Origin of the sequence: Cellulomonas sp. SG140 (genome assembly GCF_025770785.1) — a bacterium.
Lineage (GTDB): Bacteria > Actinomycetota > Actinomycetes > Actinomycetales > Cellulomonadaceae > Cellulomonas.
Genome location: NZ_JANZLA010000006.1, coordinates 74,980 through 96,971, shown reverse-complemented (window position 1 = coordinate 96,971; position 21,992 = coordinate 74,980). Strand labels below are relative to the sequence as shown.

The 21,992-nt window shown below is 72.9% G+C and carries 21 protein-coding genes; 16 read left to right on the top strand and 5 right to left on the bottom strand.

Annotated features, from left to right (window positions below; genetic code table 11):
• The first annotated feature begins 70 nt into the window (after positions 1 to 70).
• From N0B34_RS12325 to N0B34_RS12285, 9 genes are all read left to right on the top strand, one after another.
• The gene (locus N0B34_RS12325; protein ID WP_263731694.1) at positions 71 to 1,549 is read left to right on the top strand and encodes a glutamate synthase subunit beta; all 1,479 of its coding nucleotides are present in this window, start codon (positions 71 to 73) and stop codon (positions 1,547 to 1,549) included.
• A 351-nt stretch (positions 1,550 to 1,900) separates the two neighbouring features.
• The gene (locus N0B34_RS12320; protein ID WP_263731693.1) at positions 1,901 to 3,610 is read left to right on the top strand and encodes a glycosyltransferase; all 1,710 of its coding nucleotides are present in this window, start codon (positions 1,901 to 1,903) and stop codon (positions 3,608 to 3,610) included.
• On the top strand, positions 3,607 to 4,335 hold the full coding sequence (locus N0B34_RS12315) for an HlyD family efflux transporter periplasmic adaptor subunit (protein WP_263731692.1): 729 nt from the start codon (positions 3,607 to 3,609) through the stop codon (positions 4,333 to 4,335). The genes N0B34_RS12320 and N0B34_RS12315 overlap by 4 nt, the downstream gene beginning before the upstream one ends.
• On the top strand, positions 4,332 to 6,416 hold the full coding sequence (locus tag N0B34_RS12310; RefSeq protein WP_263731691.1) for a glycosyl hydrolase: 2,085 nt from the start codon (positions 4,332 to 4,334) through the stop codon (positions 6,414 to 6,416). Before N0B34_RS12315 ends, N0B34_RS12310 begins: the two co-directional genes overlap by 4 nt.
• 71 nt (positions 6,417 to 6,487) lie before the next feature.
• Positions 6,488 to 7,573, top strand: a complete 1,086-nt coding sequence (dapE, locus tag N0B34_RS12305; protein WP_263731690.1) for a succinyl-diaminopimelate desuccinylase — start codon at positions 6,488 to 6,490, stop codon at positions 7,571 to 7,573.
• A 42-nt stretch (positions 7,574 to 7,615) separates the two neighbouring features.
• On the top strand, positions 7,616 to 8,521 hold the full coding sequence (locus tag N0B34_RS12300; protein WP_263731689.1) for a TIGR00730 family Rossman fold protein: 906 nt from the start codon (positions 7,616 to 7,618) through the stop codon (positions 8,519 to 8,521).
• Positions 8,522 to 8,540: 19 nt separating this feature from the next.
• A complete protein-coding gene (locus N0B34_RS12295; protein ID WP_412175749.1) occupies positions 8,541 to 9,764 on the top strand; it encodes a hypothetical protein in 1,224 nt (407 codons plus the stop codon).
• Positions 9,765 to 9,870: 106 nt separating this feature from the next.
• Positions 9,871 to 10,038, top strand: coding sequence for a DUF3117 domain-containing protein (locus tag N0B34_RS12290; protein WP_263731687.1), 168 nt, complete (start codon positions 9,871 to 9,873; stop codon positions 10,036 to 10,038).
• 14 nt (positions 10,039 to 10,052) lie between these two features.
• Positions 10,053 to 11,630 carry a leucyl aminopeptidase family protein gene (locus tag N0B34_RS12285; RefSeq protein ID WP_263731686.1) on the top strand — a complete coding sequence of 526 codons (1,578 nt, stop codon included), beginning with the start codon at positions 10,053 to 10,055 and terminating at the stop codon, positions 11,628 to 11,630.
• Positions 11,631 to 11,648: 18 nt separating this feature from the next.
• Here the strand turns inward: N0B34_RS12285 and N0B34_RS12280 are convergent, their stop codons facing one another.
• On the bottom strand, positions 11,649 to 12,281 hold the full coding sequence (locus tag N0B34_RS12280; RefSeq protein WP_263731847.1) for an O-methyltransferase: 633 nt from the start codon (positions 12,279 to 12,281) through the stop codon (positions 11,649 to 11,651).
• Between the two features lie 206 nt (positions 12,282 to 12,487).
• On the opposite strand from N0B34_RS12280, the gene sigE reads away from it, so the two are divergent.
• The 6 genes from sigE to N0B34_RS12250 all read left to right on the top strand — a co-directional run bounded on the left by sigE (position 12,488) and on the right by N0B34_RS12250 (position 17,169).
• A complete protein-coding gene (sigE, locus tag N0B34_RS12275) occupies positions 12,488 to 13,090 on the top strand; it encodes an RNA polymerase sigma factor SigE (RefSeq protein ID WP_263731685.1) in 603 nt (200 codons plus the stop codon).
• Positions 13,087 to 14,043: a zf-HC2 domain-containing protein gene (locus tag N0B34_RS12270; protein ID WP_263731684.1), complete on the top strand. Its 957-nt coding sequence runs from the start codon at positions 13,087 to 13,089 to the stop codon at positions 14,041 to 14,043. The genes sigE and N0B34_RS12270 overlap by 4 nt, the downstream gene beginning before the upstream one ends.
• A gap of 62 nt (positions 14,044 to 14,105) precedes the next feature.
• Positions 14,106 to 14,480, top strand: coding sequence for a Sec-independent protein translocase TatB (locus N0B34_RS12265; protein WP_263731683.1), 375 nt, complete (start codon positions 14,106 to 14,108; stop codon positions 14,478 to 14,480).
• Positions 14,477 to 15,520 (top strand): tryptophan--tRNA ligase, encoded by a 1,044-nt coding sequence (gene trpS / locus N0B34_RS12260; protein ID WP_263731682.1) that lies wholly within the window; start codon positions 14,477 to 14,479, stop codon positions 15,518 to 15,520. Before N0B34_RS12265 ends, trpS begins: the two co-directional genes overlap by 4 nt.
• Positions 15,517 to 16,110 carry a 2'-5' RNA ligase family protein gene (locus N0B34_RS12255; protein WP_263731681.1) on the top strand — a complete coding sequence of 198 codons (594 nt, stop codon included), beginning with the start codon at positions 15,517 to 15,519 and terminating at the stop codon, positions 16,108 to 16,110. The genes trpS and N0B34_RS12255 overlap by 4 nt, the downstream gene beginning before the upstream one ends.
• A 9-nt stretch (positions 16,111 to 16,119) precedes the next feature.
• On the top strand, positions 16,120 to 17,169 hold the full coding sequence (locus N0B34_RS12250) for a YihY/virulence factor BrkB family protein (protein WP_263731680.1): 1,050 nt from the start codon (positions 16,120 to 16,122) through the stop codon (positions 17,167 to 17,169).
• 18 nt (positions 17,170 to 17,187) lie between these two features.
• On the opposite strand, the gene N0B34_RS12245 is transcribed toward N0B34_RS12250, so the two are convergent.
• From N0B34_RS12245 to sdhC, 4 genes are read right to left on the bottom strand one after another with little or no spacing between them, the layout of a single operon-like run.
• The gene (locus N0B34_RS12245; RefSeq protein ID WP_263731679.1) at positions 17,188 to 17,985 is read right to left on the bottom strand and encodes a succinate dehydrogenase iron-sulfur subunit; all 798 of its coding nucleotides are present in this window, start codon (positions 17,983 to 17,985) and stop codon (positions 17,188 to 17,190) included.
• Complete coding sequence (gene sdhA, locus N0B34_RS12240) at positions 17,985 to 19,820, bottom strand: succinate dehydrogenase flavoprotein subunit (RefSeq protein ID WP_263731678.1); 1,836 nt, start codon at positions 19,818 to 19,820, stop codon at positions 17,985 to 17,987. The genes N0B34_RS12245 and sdhA overlap by 1 nt, the downstream gene beginning before the upstream one ends.
• A gap of 25 nt (positions 19,821 to 19,845) precedes the next feature.
• A complete protein-coding gene (locus tag N0B34_RS12235; protein WP_263731677.1) occupies positions 19,846 to 20,295 on the bottom strand; it encodes a succinate dehydrogenase hydrophobic membrane anchor subunit in 450 nt (149 codons plus the stop codon).
• Positions 20,295 to 20,687, bottom strand: coding sequence for a succinate dehydrogenase, cytochrome b556 subunit (gene sdhC, locus N0B34_RS12230; protein WP_263731676.1), 393 nt, complete (start codon positions 20,685 to 20,687; stop codon positions 20,295 to 20,297). The genes N0B34_RS12235 and sdhC overlap by 1 nt, the downstream gene beginning before the upstream one ends.
• A 159-nt stretch (positions 20,688 to 20,846) precedes the next feature.
• Here sdhC and N0B34_RS12225 point away from each other — a divergent pair, with 159 nt between their 5' ends.
• On the top strand, positions 20,847 to 21,977 hold the full coding sequence (locus N0B34_RS12225; protein ID WP_263731675.1) for a mannose-1-phosphate guanylyltransferase: 1,131 nt from the start codon (positions 20,847 to 20,849) through the stop codon (positions 21,975 to 21,977).
• The last annotated feature ends 15 nt before the right edge of the window (positions 21,978 to 21,992 follow it).

Genomic DNA, 21,992 nt, shown 5'->3' with positions numbered 1-21,992 from the left:
TGCCCGGTTCCGTGCCCCGGGCCGCCAGCTCCCCGAAAGGGGCTCTGGCCTGCATCGAAGGGCAAGTGACGTGGCTGATCCCCGAGGGTTCCTCACCGTGCGGCAGCGAGCGCTGCCCGCCGACCGGCCCGTCGACGTCCGCATCCTGGACTGGCGCGAGATCCATGCGCACCGCGCCGGGGACCGGGACGCGCTCGCCACGCTGCACCAGCAGGCGGGCAGGTGCATGGACTGCGGCATCCCGTTCTGCCACAACGGCTGCCCTCTGGGGAACCTCGTCCCGGAGTGGAACGACCTGGTGTGGCGCGACCAGTGGGTGGATGCGACGGACCGGCTGCTGGCCACCAACAACTTCCCGGAGTTCACCGGGCGGCTGTGCCCGGCACCCTGCGAGACGGCCTGCGTGCTCGGCATCAACCAGCCGCCGGTCACCATCAAGAACGTCGAGGTCTCCATCATCGAGGAGGCCTACTCCCGCGGCCTGGTCACGCCGCAGGTGCCGCGCTGGTACACCGGCCACACGGTGGCCGTGATCGGCTCCGGGCCCGCAGGCCTCGCCGCGGCGCAGCAGCTGACCCGGGCGGGCCACACCGTGGCGGTGTACGAGCGCGCGGACAAGCCGGGCGGCCTGCTCCGCTACGGGATCCCCGAGTTCAAGATGGAGAAGGACGTCATCGACCGTCGCCTCGCGCTGATGCGCGAGGAGGGGACCCGGTTCCACTCGGGCGTCGAGGTCGGCACCGACGTGTCCGGCGTGGAGCTGCGCGCCCGTTACGACGCGGTGGTCCTCGCGGTCGGCTCGACCGTCCCGCGGGACCTCGACGTGCCTGGCCGCCAGGTGGGCGGCGTGCTGCAGGCGATGGAGTACCTGCCCCCGGCCAACCGGGCGGCGCTCGGCGAGGACGTGCCGGGTCAGGTGACCGCGACGGGCAAGGACGTCGTGGTGATCGGGGGCGGCGACACGGGCGCGGACTGCCTGGGCACCGCGATCCGGCAGGGCGCTCGCTCGGTCACGCAGCTGGAGATCATGCCGCGGCCGCCGCAGGACCGGCCCGCCGGCCAGCCCTGGCCGACGTACCCGAACCTGTTCCGCGTCGCGAGCGCGCACGAGGAGGGCGGCGAACGGGTCTACGCGGTCAGCACCCAGGAGGTGCTGGCGGACGGGCACGGCGCGGTCCGCGCGCTGCGCCTGGTGGACGTCGAGCTGGTGGACGGACGCATCGCCCCGGTGCCGGGCACCGAGCGTGACCTGCCGGCCCAGCTGGTGCTCCTGGCGATGGGCTTCACCGGGCCCGAGCGGAGCCCGCTGCTGGAGCAGCTGGGCGTGACGCTGACGGGTCGCGGCACGCTGGCGCGCGACGACGAGTTCGCGACGGACGTCCCCGGCGTGTTCGTCGCCGGGGACGCGGGGCGTGGCCAGTCGCTGATCGTCTGGGCCATCGCCGAGGGTCGTGCAGCGGCCCGCGCCGTCGACGCGTACCTGTCGGGGACCGGCACCAGCGAGCTGCCGGCACCGATCCGGGCCAGCACCGCGAGCCTGCGCCTCTGAGTCGACGCGCTTCGCGCGCCGACGTCTGCCGTCCCGCATCGTGAGAACGGTGCGGTGTCCGCGGCTGTCACGCCAGTCCCGATCTGGACGCCTGTCCATGCAGGTCAGGCGCCTGTTACGTCCGTTCTGACCGTTCTTGCGTGACCTGCTTCACACCGTCTCGGGTGGACATGTCGGCTTTGCCCACCCATCGTCGAAGTACGCAAGTGCGGGCGCTGCAGGGCCATCCAGGTCCCAGCGAGACCGTCCTCGGAACCGTCGAGGGCAGGTCGTCCGCCGACCGGCGCCGACGACGCCGCCCACTCGCGAAGGAGTCTCCTTCGCGACCTGGACGACGACGATGGAGGACCGGTGACCACGACCTTCGGGCGGCTGATGAGCGAGCCGCGCGCGACGGACGAGCCGTACGAGGTTCCCGCCCCGAGCGCCGAGAACGACGCGGCGCGCAGCCCCTCGCTGGTGCTGCTCGTGCTGGCGGCCGCAGCAGGCGTCGTCCTGTACGCCGTCTTCCTGCTGAACCCGTCGAACCGCGGCGACTGGCTGCCGTACGTGATGGTGATGACGGCCGAGGCGGTGCTCGTCGCGCACGCCCTGCTGGCGATGTGGACCATCCTCGCCGGTGGCGACAACCCCCGGAACTTCGCGTTTCACCACGCCCAGGATCGCCTGTACGAGATGGCGGAGATCGTCCGTGACCGGGCGGAGGACGCGCCGTGGGCGTGGCGGATGTTCCTCAAGGACCGCGTGGTGGACGTCGACGTCTTCGTCACCACCTACGGCGAGGACCTCGGCACGATCCGCCGCACGGTCAGCGCGGCGATGGCGATGCAGGGCGCGCACGTCGTCTGGGTGCTCGACGACGGTGACGACGACGACGTCCGCGACCTCGCCGCCGAGCTCGGCGCCCGCTACGTGCGCCGCCTCGTGCACACGGGCGCCAAGGCCGGGAACATCAACCACGCGCTGTCGCTGAGCAAGGCGGAGCTGTTCGCCATCTTCGACGCGGACTTCGTGCCGGACCCGTCGTTCCTGCACGAGACCGTGCCGTTCTTCGCCGAGGACGACGTGGCCTTCGTGCAGACGCCGCAGGTCTACGGCAACCTCGACTCGATCATCTCCCGCGGCGCGGGCTACATGCAGTCGGTGTTCTACCGGTTCATCCAGCCGGGCCGGAACCGGTTCAACGCCGCGTTCTGCGTGGGCACCAACGTCGTGTTCCGCCGCGCGGCGATCGCCTCGGTCGGCGGCATGTACGCGGACTCCAAGTCGGAGGACGTCTGGACGTCCCTGCGGCTGCACGAGCGCGGCTGGCGGTCGGTCTACATCCCCACGGCGCTCGCGGTCGGCGACACCCCCGAGACCGTCGAGGCCTACACCAAGCAGCAGCTGCGGTGGGCGACGGGTGGCTTCGAGATCATGCTGCAGCGCTGGCCCTGGCGGCGCGGTCGCGGCCTGACGGTGGACCAGAAGGTCCAGTACACGGTCACCGCGACCCACTACCTGACGGGCATCACACCGGCCCTCCTGCTGCTGGTGCCGCCGCTGCAGATCTACTTCGACATGACGCCGATGAACCTGCACCTGACACCCGTCACGTGGGCGCTGTACTACGCCGGGTTCTACGTGCTGCAGGTGCTGCTCGCCTTCTACACCCTCGGCTCGTTCCGCTGGGAGGTGCTGCTGCTGGCCTCCGTGTCGTTCCCGATCTACCTGCGGGCGCTGGTCAACGCGCTGCTGCGGCGCGAGCAGGTGTGGCACGTCACCGGCAAGAAGGGCGCGTACCGCTCGCCCTTCGCCTTCATCCAGCCGCAGGTGCTGATGTTCGTCCTGCTGGCGGTCACCACGGTGGTCGGCGTCTGGAAGGACGTCAGCAACGGCTACCCGAGCCTCGCGCTCGCCTGGAACATCACCAACACGCTGATCCTCGGTGGCTTCCTCGTCACCGCCCTGCGCGAGGCGCGCCGCGCTCGTCGCGCCGCCCGGCTCGCCCGCCGCAGCGGTCGTCGTGCCGTCCGCGCCGCGCAGAACCCCGACCTCGTCCTCACCGGAGGTGCCGCATGACCTGGGCTTCCCGCCTGCGACTCCTGTTCGGCGTCGTGCTCGTCCTCGTCCTGGCCGCACTGGCCACCTACAAGCTGAACGAGAACCGTGGACGTGCCACCAGCACGTCGGCGCAGATCGTCGGTCAGGAGATCGCCGTCGGCGCTCCGTACGCCGGCATCGTGCTGGACCGACCCGTCAAGGTCGGCGACCAGGTGCACAAGGGCGACACGCTGTTCACGATCGACTCGGCCACGCTCACCCAGGCGCGGTCACAGGGTGCCGGACAGGTGCCCGACGCCACCGTCGTCGACAAGGCGGGCCACCTGGTGGTCCAGGCCGCCGAGGACGGCACGGTCACGCAGCTGCAGGCGCAGCCCGGCAGCTTCGTGCAGGCCGGCGGCCAGCTCGGCACCGTGCAGCGGGCGGGCAGCCTGACCGTGGAGGCGCAGTACACCCTCACGCCCAAGGAGTACGCCCGCGTCAGCAAGCAGGAGCCGGTGACCATCGTGCTGCCGGACCAGCGCACGGTCGTCGGTTCCGTGGACCAGATGCGCGTGACCACGGTCAACGGCAAGGCGCAGGCGGTGGTCGACGTGACCAGCCCGGGCCTGGCGTCCGGCGCCGGTGACGGGATGGTGACGGCCGGCACCCCGGTGGTCGCCCAGCTCCAGCTGCGCAACGACGGGGTGGTGACCACCGTCGCCGACAAGGTCCGCACCTACGTCCAGGGGTTGATCGGTTGAGCCGCCGCGTCGTCGTCATCAGCTCCCTCGCCGCCCTCGCGCTGGTCGCGGCCGTCGTGGTCGGGCTGTCGCCCTGGGGACGCGGGGGCCGGCACCTCGCGGCCGGGTCCTCCAGCGCGGGGACCGGCCCGGTCCAGGGTCCGGCCGACGCGCCCGTGCCACGGGTCGACACCGCGGCCCTGGTCAAGGGCGTGCCGCACGCGGGCGTGGCCCAGGGCGTGACGGCCCCGCGGCTCGCGCCGGGCATGGTGCCGCCCTCCAACCGGTGGTACTCCGGGCTCGTCTTCGGCGCCCAGCCGCAGCCGGTGTTCCCGCTTCCGCTGTCGTTCGCGCTCGTGGGTGGCGGCTTCCAGCTCGGCGCGCCCAAGCCGGTGGCCACCGCGAAGACGATCGCGGGTCCGCACGTCCCGGCCGTGACGGTCGACGTCGGCGCCGCGTCCTCGCAGGTGATCGCCGCCGACCCCGTGAGCGTCACCGTGGCGCTCCTCGACGGTGGCGGCGCACGGCTCGGCCACGTCGCGCTCGCCGAGGGCTCACCCTTCGCCTCGTTCACGGCAGACCGGCAGGTGACGTTCGGCTCCGGAGCCGGCTTCGCCGCCGGCAGCGGGCCGGCGCCCACGGTGACCGTCGGGGACACGACGTGGGCCCTCGCGGTCCCGTCGGGGGCTCTGAAGGGATCCTCCGTCACGCTCCAGGCGGGCCAGACGGCGACCTGGTACCCGCTGCCGCACGGCGCGTCCGACCAGGCGGCGCCCCAGCTCGCCCAGGCCGCCGCCGACCCCGTCACGGGCGTCGACGTGTCGTACGGCGTCGGCGACCAGGTGGCCCGCACGACGCTGACCTACCGGACCGCCAAGGGCGCGCCGTCGGCCTACGTCCTCATGCCGCACCAGCGCACCGGTGCACAGCCGACGCGGACCGGCTGCGACCTCGGCACCTACCCGAGCATCTACGGGGACCTGACGCTGTGCCGCGGCTCGGTGCTGACGGCGTACGCACCGCTGGCGACACCGTCCGGATCTCTCGACCTGTCGCACCTGACCGCCGACCAGAAGGCGGCCGTCGCCACGCAGGTGCGCGCCGACGTCGCGTCCACCGGGGCGTTCGCCTCGGACACCTACTTCGGTGGCAAGAACCTGTACCGCGCCGCCGTGCTCGTGGTCCTGGGTGAGCAGGTCGGCGAGAAGGACGCCGTGGCCGACCTGCGGGCGCGCACGGAGAAGGCGCTCCAGGAGTGGGCCGACCCGCAGGGCTGCGCGCAGCGCGACGCCCGGTGCTTCGTGTACGACGAGTCGGTCCGGTCGGTCATCGGCAAGACGCCGTCCTTCGGTTCCGACCAGCTGAACGACCACCACTTCCACTACGGCTACCTGCTCTCGGCCGCCGGGCTGCTCGCGAAGGGCGACCCGGGGCTCGCCGACAAGCTGCGGCCGGTGCTCGACCTGGTGGCGCAGGACATCGCCGCGGCGAAGCCCAGCGACCAGCTGCCGCAGCTGCGGGTGTTCGACCCCTACGCGGGCCACTCGTGGGCGTCCGGCACGTCGCCGTTCGCCGACGGGAACAACCAGGAGTCCGGCTCCGAGGCGGTGAACGCCTGGAACGGTCTGGGCCTGTGGGCGGCCGCGAGCGGGCAGGACGCGCTCGGCACGGAGGCCACCTGGCTGATGTCCACCGAGGCCGCCTCGGTGCGCGCCTACTGGACGGCACCGGACCTGTCGTCGTTCAGCGGGTTCCAGCACAAGGTGGTCGCCATGAACTGGGGCGGCAAGCGTGACTACGCCACCTGGTTCAGCCCCGAGCCCAGCGCGATGCTCGGCATCCAGCTGATCCCGATGAACCCGGGGTCCGGCTGGCTCGCGCAGGGTGTCGACCCGGCCCGCATCACGGCCGCCGTCGACGAGGCGGCGCCGAACGGGTACGGCGTGCAGTTCGGCGACTACCTGCTCATGTACCGGTCGATGGCCGGTCCGAAGGAGGCGGCCGCCGCGTGGACGGCTGCGCAGCAGCTCCCGGACACGGCGATCGACAACGGCGACTCCAAGGCGTACCTGCTGGCGTTCGTCGCGGCACACTCCCGGTGAGCGGAGGGCGCCGGGGTCGTACCGCAGGAGTGGGCTCCTGGAGTGGCTCCAGGAGTGGCTAGGGTCGGCGCGTGACCGACCTCGACCTCACGGCGGACCTCCTGACGCTGACGCGCGCCATCTGCGACGTCCCCTCCGTCAGCGGGGACGAAGGACCGCTGGCCGACCTCGTCGAGGGCGCGCTGCGCGCCCTGCCGCACCTCGAGGTGCTCCGCGACGGCGACACCGTCGTGGCCCGCACCCGGCTGGGCCGGCCCCGGCGTATCGCGATCGCCGGTCACCTCGACACGGTCCCGATCGCGGACAACGTGCCGAGCCACGTCGAGGGCAGCGGGTCGGACGCGGTGCTCTGGGGCCGCGGCACCGTCGACATGAAGGCGGGAGTCGCCGTGCAGCTGGCGCTCGCCGCCGAGCTGACGGCGCCGGTGCACGACGTCACGTGGGTGTTCTACGACCACGAGGAGGTAGCCGCGGACCTGAACGGGCTGGGCCGGGTGGCCGCCGCGCACCCGGACTGGTTGGCGGCGGACTTCGCGGTGCTGGGCGAGCCGACGGCAGGCGGTGTCGAGGGTGGCTGCAACGGCACGCTGCGGGCCGAGGTGGTCGTCCCGGGCGTGGCCGCCCACTCGGCCCGCTCGTGGATGGGCGTCAACGCCATCCACCGCACGGGCGAGCTGCTCCGTCGGCTCGAGGAGTACACGCCCGCCACCGTGACGGTGGACGGCCTGGAGTACCGGGAGGGCCTCAACGCCGTCCTCGTCTCCGGCGGCACCGCTGCGAACGTCATCCCGGACCGGTGCGTCGTCACCGTCAACTACAGGTTCGCTCCCACCCGTTCGCTCGCCGAGGCGGAGGCCCACGTCCGTGACGTGATGGCCGGCTACGACGTCACCGTCGTCGACGCGGCCGCCGGCGCGCTGCCCGGGCTCGACCAGCCGGCCGCCCAGGAGTTCATCGCCGCGGTGCTCGGGACCACCGGCCGCGCTCCGGTGGCCAAGCTGGGCTGGACGGACGTGGCGAGGTTCAGCGCCCTCGGGGTTCCTGCCGTCAACTTCGGCCCCGGTGACCCGCTGCTGGCGCACACCCGCGACGAGCGCTGCCCGCTCGCGCAGGTCGAGCAGGTGCACGCGGCACTGCGCGCCTGGCTGGTGCGCTGAGCGCACCGGCCGCACCTCGGTGCCGGCCCTAGAGTGCCCCCCATGGACGAGCAGCAGGACGACGACGGCGTCGAGCGCACCGCGGACGCGCCGCAGGGCGCCGGCGAGCGGGGCGGTTCCCGACGTGGTGACGGCCGCCGGCGCAAGGACACCGCCGAGTACCGCCGCGGCCCCGTCCTGCTGCGGGGCCCGCAGATCCCCACCACCACGTCGGACCAGCGCCTGCTGACCCGTGGCGACCGGGTCGCCTGGGTGCACGAGGACCCGTGGCGGGTGATGCGCATCCAGAGCGAGTTCGTGGAGGGCTTCGGCGCGCTCGCCGAGGTCGGTCCGGCCGTCAGCGTGTTCGGCTCGGCCCGCATCCGCAAGGGCCAGCCGGAGTACGACCTGGCCCGCCGCGTCGCCGAGCGGCTCGCCCGTGCCGGGTACGCGGTGATCACCGGCGGGGGACCCGGGGTGATGGAGGCGGCGAACCGCGGTGCGGCTCAGGCCGGTGGTCTGTCGGTCGGCCTCGGCATCGAGCTGCCCTTCGAGCAGGGCATGAACAAGTGGGTCGACCTCGGGGTCAACTTCCGGTACTTCTTCGCCCGCAAGACGATGTTCGTGAAGTACGCCGAGGGCTTCGTGGTGCTGCCCGGCGGGTTCGGGACGCTGGACGAGCTGTTCGAGGCGCTCACCCTGGTGCAGACGCACAAGGTGATCGGCTTCCCGATCGTGATGATGGGTTCGGACTACTGGGGCGGGCTGCTGGACTGGATCCGCGGCACCGTCGCGGACCGCGGCATGATCGGGCCGCTCGACGCCGACCTGCTCCGGTTGACGGACGACCCCGACGAGGCCGTCGAGATCGTGGTGCGGCGCAGCGCCGAGCTCCGCGCACAGGAGGAGGCGGTCGTCCGGGCCAACGCGGAGGCCGAGCAGGCCGCCGCCGAGAGCGCCGGCTGGTAGTCGCGTGGTCCTCGAGCCGATGCCGGGCGTGAGCCGCGCCCGGACCGACCCGCGCACGTGGCCCTGGTGGGGCCAGGTCCTGGCGCTGTACACGGTGACCAGGCTGTTCACCGCGGCGGTGTTCGTCTGGGTGGCGCGGTTGCAGCTGCCCAACCTCTGGACGCCGGGGCACCCGTCGTACTGGAAGTTCGTCGGCCTGATGTTCGACGGGTCCTGGTACCGGCAGATCGCCGAGCACGGCTACCCGGCCACGCTGCCGCACGGCGCCGACGGGCTGGTGCAGCAGAACGCCTGGGCCTTCTTCCCGCTGTACCCGGCACTCGTCCGCGCGGTGATGGCGGTCACCCGCCTGCCGTGGGAGGTGGCCGCCCCGGTGGTCGCCACGCTGCTCGGCGCCGGCGCCGTCCTGCTCGTCCACCGCTGCGTCGTCCTCGGCGCGCCCCGCGCCGTCGCCGCGTGGCCGGCGCTGCCGCTGGCGACCGTCGCCCTGGTCTGCGTCTTCCCGACGTCGCCGGTGCTCCAGGCGGGCTACACCGAGTCGCTCGCCCTGCTCCTGGTCGCAGGCTCGCTGTACCTGCTGATGCGACGGCGCTACGGCGCGGCGGCGCTGGTCGTGGTGGCGTTGGGCTTCGCCCGTGCCGTAGCCCTGCCGATGGCCGTCGTCGTGGCGGTGCACGCGCTCGTGCGGTGGCGCGACGCCCGCCGGGGGAGCGAGGCGTTCCCGCTGCGCGACGTGCTGCGCGTCGCGGTCCTCGGTGCGGTCGCGGTGGTGTCCGGCTTCGCGTGGCCGCTCATCTGCGGCTGGATGACCGGAGTGCCGAACGGGTACCTGCTCACCCAGGAGTCGTGGCGGGGCGTGCGCACCACCACGCCGTTCTACGGCTGGACCTATGTCCCGCAGTTCTGGTTCGGGCCGTGGGCGGCCCTCGTCGTGGTCGCCGGTTTCGGGCTGACGATCGCCCTGCTGGTCGCGCCGGCCGCCTGGCGGCTCGGGAACGAGCTGCACACCTGGGCCGCGGCCTACATCGGGTACATCGTCGCGGTGATCGAGCCGGGGAGCAGCCTGGCCCGCTTCCTCCTGCTGGCGTTCCCGATGGGTGCCGTCACCGCCGGGCTGGTCACCCGCCCGGAACGTGCCCGGCGGATCGCGTTCTGGGCCGTGCTGGCCCTCATGGTGGGGCTGCAGGTGCTGTGGATCCGCACGATGTGGCTGTTCAACCCGCACGGCGACTGGCCACCGTGACCGTGCGGGGGCCGGTCGGAAGGGGCGGGTGACCTAGGATGGGACCCGGACAACCGCCTCCCTGCGCAGGGAGGCCGGGTCACACCAGCCGAAGGAGAGGCCCCGCATGGCCGCGATGAAGCCGAGGACCGGCGACGGACCGCTGGAGGTCACCAAGGAGGGTCGTGGCATCGTCATGCGCGTCCCGCTCGAGGGCGGCGGCCGTCTGGTGGTCGAGCTCAACGCGACCGAGGCGGCGGAGCTGGGACAGGCTCTGACGTCGGTCGCCGGCTGAGGCCGGCCGGCGGGATGGCGCCGTCGGCACGTCACCGCACACCTCCGACCGTCACGCTGTCGGGCAGCGCGCTCGCGGACAGCCCTCTGCTGACGGACGGCTCTCTCGACGCCGTCGCCGTGCCGGTCGCACCGGGACGCGAGGGTGACGAGGGGTTGGCCGCAGGTTCCGGGACAGCGCAGGCCGCGGCCCGGTACGGCATCGACCTGGCGGAGCTGGCCGAGCGCTCCGGCCTGACGGGTGCGGCCGGGGAGTCCTCCGTCGTGCAGCTGCCACGGCCGGTCGGCTCGGCCGTGGCCCTGCCGTGGACGGACCTTCCCCCGCGGATCGTCCTCGTCGGGGTCGGGCAGGGCTCGGACACCGACCTGCGCCGGGCCGGTGCGGCGCTGGCTCGTGCGTCCCGGGGCTGGCGTGCGGTCGCGACCACCCTCGGCGACGACGACCACGCCGCGTCGTCGGACGTGGCGCGGTCGACCCGGGCGCTCGTCGAGGGCTACCTCCTGGCCGCGTACGCCCAGCCGAGCGGTGCGCACAAGGACGCCGTCAAGGCCGCCGCCGAGCTGGTGCTGCTGGGCCGCGACGGTGGTCGGGCGGGCGCCGCCGTCGTCGCCGCACGCACGGCCGCCTCGGCGACGTGGCTGGTGCGGGACCTGGCGAACACGCCGTCCGGCGTGAAGAACCCGGCGTGGGTCGCCGACCAGGCGCGTCGGCTGGCCACGCGCGCCGGCGTGAGCGTCGAGGTACTGGGTCCCCGCGAGCTGGCCGCCCAGGGGTTCGGCGGCATCCTCGCGGTCGGCAGCGGCTCCGCCTCGACGCCCCGGCTGGTGGTCGCCAGGTACACGCCACCGCAGCCGGCCGCGCACCACGTGGTGGTGGTCGGCAAGGGGATCACGTACGACACCGGTGGCCTGTCGATCAAGCCACGCGAGTCGATGGTGCCGATGAAGACGGACATGGCGGGTGCTGCCGTCGCGCTGGCCACGGTGCTCGGCGCCGCGCACAGCGGCTCTGTGCATCGCGTCACTGCGGTGCTCCCGCTCGCGGAGAACCAGGTCGGCGCCGCCTCCTACCGGCCGGACGACGTGGTGCGGGTGTACGGCGGCACGACGGTCGAGGTGCAGAACACCGACGCGGAGGGCCGCATGGTCCTCGCCGACGCCCTCGCGTACGCCGATGCGGTGCTCGACCCGGACGTGCTGATCGACGTCGCCACCCTGACCGGTGCGGCCACGCTCGGGCTCGGGCGCGGCCACGCCGCTCTCTACGGGACGGACGACGACCTCGTGCGGGCGCTGACCGCTGCCGGCCAGGCGACCGGTGAGCTGGCGTGGCCGATGCCCCTGTCGGCGGAGTACCAGGACTCGCTCCGCTCCGACGTCGCGGATGTGCGTCAGACCGCGCGGGACAAGCACATGGGCGGCGGCTCGGTGTTCGCGGCCCTGTTCCTGCAGCGCTTCGTCGGCACGCGCCGCTGGGCGCACCTGGACGTCGCGGGCACCGCACGGGCCACCGCCGATGCCCACGAGGTGACGGCCGGGGCGACGGGCTACGGCGCCCGCCTGCTGCTGCAGTACCTGGCCGACCTGAGCTGACCGGTCCTCGGACGCCGCTCAGCGGCGGACGGCCACCAGCAGCCCGTCACCGCTGGGCAGCAGCGTCGAGATCAGCCGGGCGTCGTCGCGGACGGTGCGGCCGACCTCGCGGACGATCGTCGTCGTCTCGTCGCGCCGTGCCGGGTCCGCCACCCGGTCGTGCCAGAGCGCGTTGTCCACGGCCAGCACGCCGCCGGAGCGCAGCAGGCGCACGGCCTGCTCGACGTAGGCGGGGTAGGACTCCTTGTCCGCGTCCACCAGCACGAGGTCGTACGCGCCGTCCGTCAGCCGGGGCAGCACGTCGAGCGCCCGCCCGGAGATCGTGCGCGTCCGGGTGGGTCGCACACCCTCCTCCGCGAACGCCTCCTTGGCGGCGCGCTGGTTCTCCACCTCGACGTCGATCGTGGTGAGCACGCCGTCCGCGGGCATGCCGCGCAGCAGGTAGAGGGCGCTGACGCCGGCACCCGTGCCGATCTCCACCACCGCACGGGCCCGGCTGGCGGCCGCGAGCACCTGGAGCGCAGCGCCGGTGCCGGGCAGCACCGGCGTGCAACCCAGCTGGTCGGCGCGCTCGCGGGCACGGCGCAGCACGTCGTCCTCGGGGACGAACTCCTCGCAGTAGACCCAGCTCTGGGCCTTGTCGGTGGGGATGGCGACCTCCTGATGGCGTTTCCGCGGGTCAGCGTATCGGTGCCGTGTCGAGGGCCGGTGGAGGCGGAACCGATCGACCCGTCAGGACGTTGCGCAGTGGTGGGAAGCCGCTCGGCCCTGGGAGGATCGGCGGACGACCCACGAGACGACCGCACCCGGCCGTCGACGTCGAACGGGCCACCCGCCCGGAGGAGGACCTGGACCAGATGACCACGCAGCCCGCCGAGTGGCAGGCCCCGACGTGGGAGGCGATCGTCCGGGACAACTCTGCTCGGGTGTACCGGCTCGCCTACCGGCTCACCGGCAACCGGCACGACGCCGAGGACCTGACGCAGGAGACCTTCGTCCGGGTGTTCCGCTCGCTCGACTCCTACGTGCCCGGCACGTTCGAGGGCTGGCTGCACCGGATCACCACCAACCTCTTCCTCGACCAGGCGCGTCGCCGCAAGCGCATCCGGATCGACGCGATGGGCGACGACACCGAGCGGTGGACCACGTCGGACGAGCTCGCCTCGCCCGAGCGCGCCTTCGAGCACGGCAACCTCGACCAGGACGTGCAGCGGGCGCTGGACGAGCTGCCCCCGGAGTACCGCGCGGCCGTGGTGCTCTGCGACATCGAGGGGCTCTCCTACGAGGAGATCGCCGTCACGCTCGGGATCAAGCTCGGCACGGTCCGCTCGCGCATCCACCGGGCGCGGGCACGGCTGCGGGTGTCGCTCGAGCACCGGCGGCCGCAGGCGGACGACGGCGGGCCGGTCGGGCTCGCGCTCGGCGGCGACGCCGTACCCGTCGCGGGGGCACGGGGATGACCCACCTCGGTTCGCGGATCAGCGCGCTGGTCGACCACCAGCTGTCCGTCGCGGAGACGGAGCGGGCGCTCGCCCACGTCGCGGGGTGCCCGCGTTGCGCCGGCGAGCTCGCAGCCGCCCGGCGTGCCCGGGACGTGCTGGCCTCCGCCGCCGACCCGGTCGACCCCGCACCCGATCTGACGGCCCGGCTCCTGTCCCTGGCCCCCGCTCCCGAGCGCCGTCCCGCGCCACGGGACCCGTTCGCCGGCCCGCGCTCCGAGGAGCTGGCCCGTGCGTTCACGCTCCGCCCGGCGGTCGGCGCCCTCGGTCTGCGTGGTCAGTCCCGCGCGCTGCGCGGCGAGGTGACCGCACGCCGGTCGCCGAGCCGCCTCGTGGTCGGAGCGGTCGCCGGACTGGGCCTGGCCGCGACGGGGCTCTTCGCGCTCGGGGCCCGACCCGCGGTCGTGCCCACGGACCACCCGGCCGTCGCCCTCGGGCTGCTCGGGCAGGCGGCGGCCCCGGCGCCGTCCGCGGGCGGCACCGTGCGGACCGCGTCGACGTCGACGGTGGATGCGCTCGCAGGCGGCGGCTGGACGGCTCCGCAGCTGCCCGCGGGATGGGCGGTGGCCGCGCTCCGCAGCGACTCGGCGGGGACGTCGGTGGAGCTCGACCTGACCGGTCCGACGGGCGCCACGGTCGTCGTGACCGAGAGGCAGGGGCGGCTGGACACCACCGCGCTGCACGGGGTCGCCGTGCACCAGGTGGGCGGCCGGGCCGTGTACGTGCTCTCCACGTCGCCGCGGCACCTCGTGTGGCAGTCCGACGGCAGCGTGGTCGAGATGGTGTCGGCCGCGCGCGACGACAGCGTCGAGGCCCTCGTGGCCGCGTTCCCGGCGACGCCGTTCGACGACGGCGTGCCGGCTCGGATCGGCCGCGGCTGGTCGACCGTCGCGCACGTGCTGGCCGGCCCCTGACCGCAGTCCGAGCGGGCAGCCGGCGTCCGGGGGCGCCGATCCCTGCGGGGTAGCCTTGCCCGGTGTTCGGTATCAACGGTGGCGAGCTGATCATCCTGCTCGTCGTCGTGGCCCTCGTCGTGGGGCCCGAACGCCTGCCGGCCTACGCCGAGCAGCTCGCCCGCTGGGCACGGGGCCTGCGCCAGCTGGCGTCGGACGCGCGCGCCCGGGTCGACTCCGAGCTCGGTGACACCGGCATCGACTGGGAAGCTCTCGACCCGCGTCGGTACGACCCGCGCCGCATCGTGCGCGAGGCGCTGCTGGACGACGGGTCCGGTTCCGGGCGGGTTCCCGCGGGGCCCGTGGCCCGCCCGGCAACCGGTGCCACGGGCTCGCCGGTACCGTCGTCCGACGTCGGTCTCGCGGGACCGGCTCCGTACGACGACGAGGCAACATGAGGAGAGACACGCAGATGCTGACCGCCGGCATGCCCCGGGTGTTCTCGGGGATGCAGCCGACCTCCGACTCGCTGCACCTGGGCAACTACCTCGGCGCCCTGACGCAGTGGGTGGCGCTCCAGGAGGACCACGACGCGATCTACTGCGTCGTCGACCTGCACGCCCTGACGGTCGGCCCGGACCCCGCGGTGCTGCGCGAGCGCACCCGTCGCACGGCGGCCCAGTACCTGGCGGCGGGGGTGGACCCGACGCGGTCGATGCTGTTCGTCCAGTCCCACGTGCCGGAGCACGCCGAGCTCGCCTGGCTCCTGTCCTGCCACACCGGGTTCGGCGAGGCGGGTCGCATGACCCAGTTCAAGGACAAGTCGACGCGTCACGGCACGGAGGGCACCAACGTCGGCCTGTTCACCTACCCGGTGCTGATGGCCGCCGACATCCTGCTGTACGACACGGCCCTCGTCCCGGTGGGCGAGGACCAGCGTCAGCACCTGGAGCTCAGCCGGACGCTCGCCCAGCGGCTGAACGCCCGGCTCGGAGCCGGGTCGGTGGTGGTGCCCGAGGCGTTCATCGTCAAGAGCACGGCGAAGATCTACGACCTGCAGGACCCGACGGCCAAGATGAGCAAGTCGGCGGCGAGCCCCAACGGGCTGATCGAGCTGCTCGACGACCCGAAGGTGGTGGCCAAGCGGATCCGCTCCGCGGTGACGGACACCGAGCGGGAGATCCGGTTCGACCCGGTCGCCAAGCCCGGCATCGCCAACCTGCTGACCATCTTCTCCGCGCTGACGGACCGGTCGGTGCCGCAGCTCGAGGCCGAGTACGAGGGCCGGGGCTACGGCGACCTGAAGAAGGACCTCGCCGAGGTCGTGGTCGACTTCCTCACCCCGTTCCAGGAGCGGGTGCAGCACTTCCTCGCCGACCCGGCTGCGCTCGACGAGGTGCTCGCGGAGGGCGCCGGCAAGGCCCGCGACATCGCGGCCGTCACCCTCGACCGGCTCTACGAGCGGTCCGGTCTGCTCGCCCGCCGAGGGCGCCGATGACCGTGCCGCCCGGTGTGGTGCGGATCGGCGTCGTCGTCGGCGTCCCCGAGCCGCACGGTCCCGTGCTGCGCGCCGAGCGCATCGCCACCGGGGACCCGGAGGCGCATGCGATCGCACCGCACATCACGCTGCTCGGTCCGACGGACCTGGTCGCCGGGGCGCTCGACGACGTGGACGCGCACCTGGCGGCGGTCGCGTCCGCGCACCGCCCGTTCGTCGTGCAGCTGCGGGGGACCGGCACGTTCCGGCCCGTGACCCCCGTGGTGTTCCTCCAGCTGAGCCGCGGCATCTCCGACTGCGAGCAGCTCGAGCGCGGGATCCGTCAGGGTCCGCTGTCCACACCGGTGCGGTTCCCGTACCACCCGCACGTCACGGTGGCGCACGGGGTGCCCGAGCCGGTGCTGGACGAGGTCTTCGACCGGCTCTCCGGCTTCGAGGCGACCTTCGTGGTGACGGGGTTCAGCCGCTACGAGCAGGACGACGACGGGACGTGGTGCGCCGTCCGCACGTTCCGCTTGCGCGGCGGCGCCGCTCGTGCGGGGGTTCCGCAGCCCGCGGCACCGGATGCCAGGGTGGTGCGGCCGACCTAGGGTCGGCCCGTGGACCATCAGACCGACCCGACCGTCGAGCCTCCGGCTGGCTCCGGCGCTGCACATGCGCGCGCCGCGGCAGCCGCACCGGATCCCGAGGGGCCTGGTGCCGGCGCCCGACGATCCGGGGCTGGTCCGTGGTCCGCGCTCGTGGAGCGGGTCAAGCGTCTGCTGGCGTGGTGGCAGCGCAGCCGTGCCGGCCGAGCGAACTCGCGGTTCAGCGCCGCGGGCGGCGGCCTGCTGACCGGGGGCATCGCCTACGCGGCCCTGTTCGCGGTCTTCTCGGCCCTGACTCTCGGCTGGTCTGTGTTCATGCTGGTGCTCGGCAAGAACAAGGCCGTGCACGACCGCGTCATCAGCACCGTGGCGAACACCCTGCCGGGCCTGATCGACACCGGCGACGGCAAGGGCGTGATCAAGCCCGACCAGCTGCGGCTCTCGGCCGGGCTCTCGGTGGCCGGGATCGTCGCGCTGGTCACGCTGGTGCTCAGCGCACTGTCCGCGGTCGGGGCCCTGCAGACCAGCGTCCGCGCGATGTTCGGCCGGATGCAGCAGGGCAGCACCCTGTCGAACAAGCTCCGGGAGCTCGGGGGGTTCGCGGCGATGAGCATCGCGGTGCTGGTGTCCGCCGCGCTCGGGCTCGCGCTGACGTCCGCGGCGGACTGGCTGCTCGGTGCGGTCGGGTGGGGGTCGATGGCCCGGTTCGCCGGCCGGGTGCTCGGCATCGCGGTCACGTTCGTCGTCGACGCGGTGACGTTCGTCGTCGTGGTCAAGGTCCTGGCCGGCGAGTCGCCGCCGCGCAAGGACCTGCTGGGCGGCGCCGCCATCGCCGGCGTCGGTCTGGGCGTCGTCCGGGTGCTGGGCACGTCGGTGGTGTCCGGCAGCGTGCGCCACAACCCGGTGCTGGCGTCGTTCGCCGTCATCGTCGTGCTGCTGCTGTGGATCAACCTCGTGTCGCGGATCGTCCTGCTCGCCGTCGCCTGGACCGCGAACCCGCCCCTGACACAGCCGGAGCCGACCCCCGCGCCGGAGGGCGCGAAGGTCGGCTCGCGAGGCTGAGCTGCAGGAGGCCGACGCTCAGAAGGCCCGGGTGATCATCGCCCGCTTGACCTCGGCGATCGCCTTGGTGACCTCGATGCCACGCGGGCACGCCTCGGTGCAGTTGAAGGTGGTGCGGCAGCGCCACACCCCTTCCTTGTCGTTGAGGATCTCCAGACGCTGCGAGCCGCCCTCGTCGCGGCTGTCGAAGATGAACCGGTGCGCGTTCACGATCGCGGCGGGGCCGAAGTACTGCCCGTCGTTCCAGAACACCGGGCAGCTCGACGTGCAGCAGGCGCACAGGATGCACTTGGTGGTGTCGTCGTAACGCGCCCGCTCGGTCGGCGACTGCAGGCGCTCGCGGGTCGGCTCGTTACCCGAGGTGATGAGGAACGGCATGATCTCGCGGTACGAGGCGAAGAACGGCTCCATGTCGACCACGAGGTCCTTGATCACGGCCAGGCCCTTGATCGGCTCGATGACGATCGGCTTGGTCGGGTCGAGGTCCTTGAGCAGCGTCTTGCACGCGAGCCGGTTGCGACCGTTGATCCGCATCGCGTCCGAGCCGCACACGCCGTGGGCGCACGAGCGGCGGAACGTGAGCGAGCCGTCCTGCTCCCACTTCACCTTGTGCAGGGCGTCGAGCACGCGGTCGGTGCCGTGCACCTGCACCACGAACTCCTGCCACGTCGAGGGTCCCTGCTCCACCACCTCGCCGTAGGGCGCCGGCTCGGCGTCCGCAGGCTGGTAGCGGCGGATCTTCAGCCGGACCTCGAACGTCGGCACCTCGCCCATGGGGGCGCCGGAGGCAGCGGGCTTGTCCATGGTTGCTGTCATCAGTACTTGCGCTCCATCGGCTGGTAGCGGGTGACGGTGACGGGCTTCGAGCCCAGGACCAGCTGGTAGTCGTCGAACTGGGTGACCCGGTGGAACGAGCCCTCCTGGTCGCCGTCGGTCTCCGCCGGGTCCACCGACAGCGGACGGCGGTAGGCGAGCGTGTGGCGCATGTAGCCGGCGTCGTCGCGCTTGGGGAAGTCCTCGCGGAAGTGGCCGCCGCGGGACTCGTTGCGGTTCAGGGCGCCGACCACCACGGTCTCCGCGATGTCGAGCAGGAAGCCGAGCTCCACCGCCTCGAGCAGGTCCGTGTTGAACGTGCGGCTCTTGTCCTGCACGGAGACGGCCTGGTACCGCTTCTGCAGGGCCTTGACGTCCTCCAGCGCCTGCGTCAGGGACTCCGCGGTGCGGAACACCTGGGCGTTGGTGTCCATCGTCTGCTGCAGGTCCCGGCGGATGTCCGCCACCCGCTCGCCGTCCGGCCGGGTGCGGATGCCCTCGAGCTCCGCCTCGACCGACTCGGCCGGGTTCTCCGGCAGCTCCACCCACTCGGCGTCCGCGGCGTACTCGGCGGCGGCGATGCCGGACCGCTTGCCGAACACGTTGATGTCCAGCAGCGAGTTGGTGCCGAGCCGGTTCGAGCCGTGCACCGAGACGCAGGCGCACTCGCCGGCGGCGTAGAGCCCCCGGATCACGTCGGTCTCGTTGCGCAGCACCTCGCCGCGGATGTTGGTCGGCACGCCGCCCATCAGGTAGTGGGCGGTGGGGTAGACCGGGATGGGCTCGGTGTACGGCTCGACGCCGAGGTATGTCCGGGCGAACTCGGTGATGTCCGGCAGCTTCGCGTCGATGTGCGCCGGCTCGAGGTGGGTCAGGTCGAGCAGGACGTAGTCCTTGTTCGGTCCTGCACCACGTCCCTCGCGCACCTCGTTGGCCATCGACCGCGCGACGATGTCGCGGGGCGCCAGGTCCTTGATGGTCGGGGCGTAGCGCTCCATGAAGCGCTCGCCCTCGCTGTTGCGCAGGATCGCGCCCTCGCCGCGGGCGGCCTCGGACAGCAGGATGCCGAGCCCGGCCAGGCCCGTCGGGTGGAACTGGAAGAACTCCATGTCCTCCAGCGGGATGCCGCGCCGGTAGGCGAGGGCGATGCCGTCACCGGTCAGGGTGTGCGCGTTCGACGTCGTCTTGAAGATCTTGCCGGCGCCACCCGTGGCCAGGATGACGGACTTGGCCTGGAACACGTGGATCTCGCCGCTGGCCAGGTCGTACGCGACGACGCCGGAGGCGTGCACCTCCTCGCCCTCCGGCACGTGGCCGGCCGCGAGGTCGTGGTCCACCAGCAGGTCGAGCACGTAGAACTCGTTGTAGAACTCGACGTTCTGCTTCACGCAGTTCTGGTACAGCGTCTGCAGGATCATGTGGCCGGTGCGGTCCGCCGCGTAGCAGGCCCGGCGCACCGGGGCCTCGCCGTGCTTGCGGGTGTGGCCGCCGAAGCGGCGCTGGTCGATCCGACCCTCGGGCGTGCGGTTGAACGGCAGGCCCATCTTCTCCAGGTCGAGCACCGCGTCGATGGCCTCCTTGGCCATCACCTCGGCGGCGTCCTGGTCGACCAGGTAGTCACCGCCCTTGACGGTGTCGAACGTGTGCCACTCCCAGTTGTCCTCCTCGACGTTGGCGAGCGCGGCGCACATGCCGCCCTGCGCAGCGCCCGTGTGGGACCGGGTCGGGTACAGCTTGGAGATGACCGCCGTGCGCGCGCGGGTGGACGACTCGAGCGCCGCCCGCATGCCGGCGCCGCCGGCGCCGACGATCACCACGTCGTACTGATGGGTCTGCATGGTTGTCCTCGGGTCTCGGGCGCGATCAGGCGTGGCAGAACGACGGCAGCAGGTTCGCGGGGGCACCCGCCGGGCACGGGTCGAAGGTGAAGATCACCAGGGTGCCCAGCACGACCACCACGACGAACGCGAGCGCCAGGACCGACTTGAGCACCAGCCGGGTGGTGTCCCGCTCGGCGTAGTCGTTGATCACGGTCCGGACGCCGTTCGTGCCGTGGATCATCGCCAGCCACAGCATGAGCAGGTCCCAGACCTGCCAGAACGGGGACGCCCACTTGCCGGCGACGAAGCCGAAGTCGATCGCGTGGATCCCCTTGCCCGCCCACAGGTTGACGAACAGGTGGCCGAAGATCAGCACGACGAGCAGCACGCCCGAGGCGCGCATGAAGATCCAGCCCCACAGCTCGGTGTTGCCGCGGGTGGTCCGCCGGTTGCGGCGGACGAACGGCGCCTTCGGATCGGCGATCGCGCTCATCAGTTCCCCCCTCCGAACACGTGCATCAGGTGTCGCGGCAGGAAGCCGGCCATGGTGAGCACCCACAGCCCGACGACGACCCACAGCATCACGCGCTGGTACCGGGCGCCCTTGGCCCAGAAGTCCACGAGGATGATCCGCAGGCCGTTGAAGGCGTGGAAGACGACCGCTGCGACCAGCCCCGCCTCGCCCAGGCCCATCACGGGGTTCTTGTACGTGCCGATCACCGAGTTGTAGGCCTCGGGCGACACCCGCACCAACGCGGTGTCGAGGATGTGCACGAGCAGGAAGAAGAAGATCGCGACGCCGGTGACGCGGTGCGCGACCCACGACCACATGCCTTCCCGCCCGCGGTAGAGCGTTCCGGCCGGCGCTGAGGGCGCTGTAGGCACTTGAGGGCCTTCCTGGCGAAGGTTCACGGGGGAGGACGTCGACGTCCTGGGGTCACTGTACTGACCGGGCCGCGGGGCTCCGGACCGATGGTCCCGGCGTGGCCGTCCCGACGACCCTGCCCGGCGCCGCCCGGCACGTGCGCCGCTACCCTGGCCGCCATGCCCGCCGACCTCGCCACGACGCCCGTCCCCGGCTTCCACGCCGTCGTCCCGGCGGGGGGTGCCGGCACCCGGCTGTGGCCGCTGTCTCGTGCCGGCCACCCGAAGTTCCTGCTCGACCTCACCGGCACCGGGCGCACGCTGCTGCAGGCGACGGTGGACCGGCTGACGCCGCTGACCGGTGCGGGGAACGTGCTCGTGGTGACCGGTGCGCGCCACGCCGCGGCCGTGGGCGGTCAGCTGCCCGAGCTGCTGGCCGACGGCACCGAGCGGGTGCTGGCGGAACCGTCACCGCGGGACTCGATGGCCGCGATCGGGCTGGCGGCCGCGGTGCTGGAGCACCGGCACGGTCCGGACGTGGTGCTCGGCTCGTTCGCCGCCGACCACGTGATCAGCGGTGCCGAGGAGTTCGGCCGGGCGGTCCGCGAGGGTGTCGCGGCCGCGCGCGCCGGCTACGTCGCGACCATCGGCATCGCGGCCACCGAACCGTCCACCGCGTTCGGCTACGTGCACGCCGGTGCGCCGCTCGGGGTGCCCGAGGCGCCGAGCGCCCGGCACGTCGTCGGTTTCACCGAGAAGCCGGACGCGCAGACGGCCGCGGAGTACCTGGCCACCGGGGAGTACCGCTGGAACGCGGGCATGTTCATCGTCAAGGCGCAGGTCCTGCTCGACCACCTCGCCACGCAGCTGCCGGCGCTGGCGGACGGCGTGCGCCAGCTCGCGCGGGCGTGGGACACCCCGGAGCGGGACGCTGCGCTGGCCCGGATCTGGCCGGGTCTGACCAAGATCGCGATCGACCACGCGATCGCCGAACCGGTCGCCGCCGCCGGCGGCGTCGCCGTGGTGCCCGGCGAGTTCGGCTGGGACGACATCGGCGACTTCGCCTCGCTCGGCGCGCTGCTGCAGGCGGCGGGCGGCACGACGCTCGGCGACGACGCCGCCGTGCTGCGGGTCGACGCCGCCGACGCGCTGGTGGTGACCGGCGGTCGGACCGTCTCGGTGGTCGGGGTGCCGGGAGCAGTGGTGGTGGACACCACCGACGCGGTCCTGGTCACCACCCGGGAGCACGCCCAGGCGGTGAAGGCCGCGGTGGACGGCTGGCGGGGCCGGGGCCGGGAGGACCTGCTCTGACGGCAGGGCGCAGCG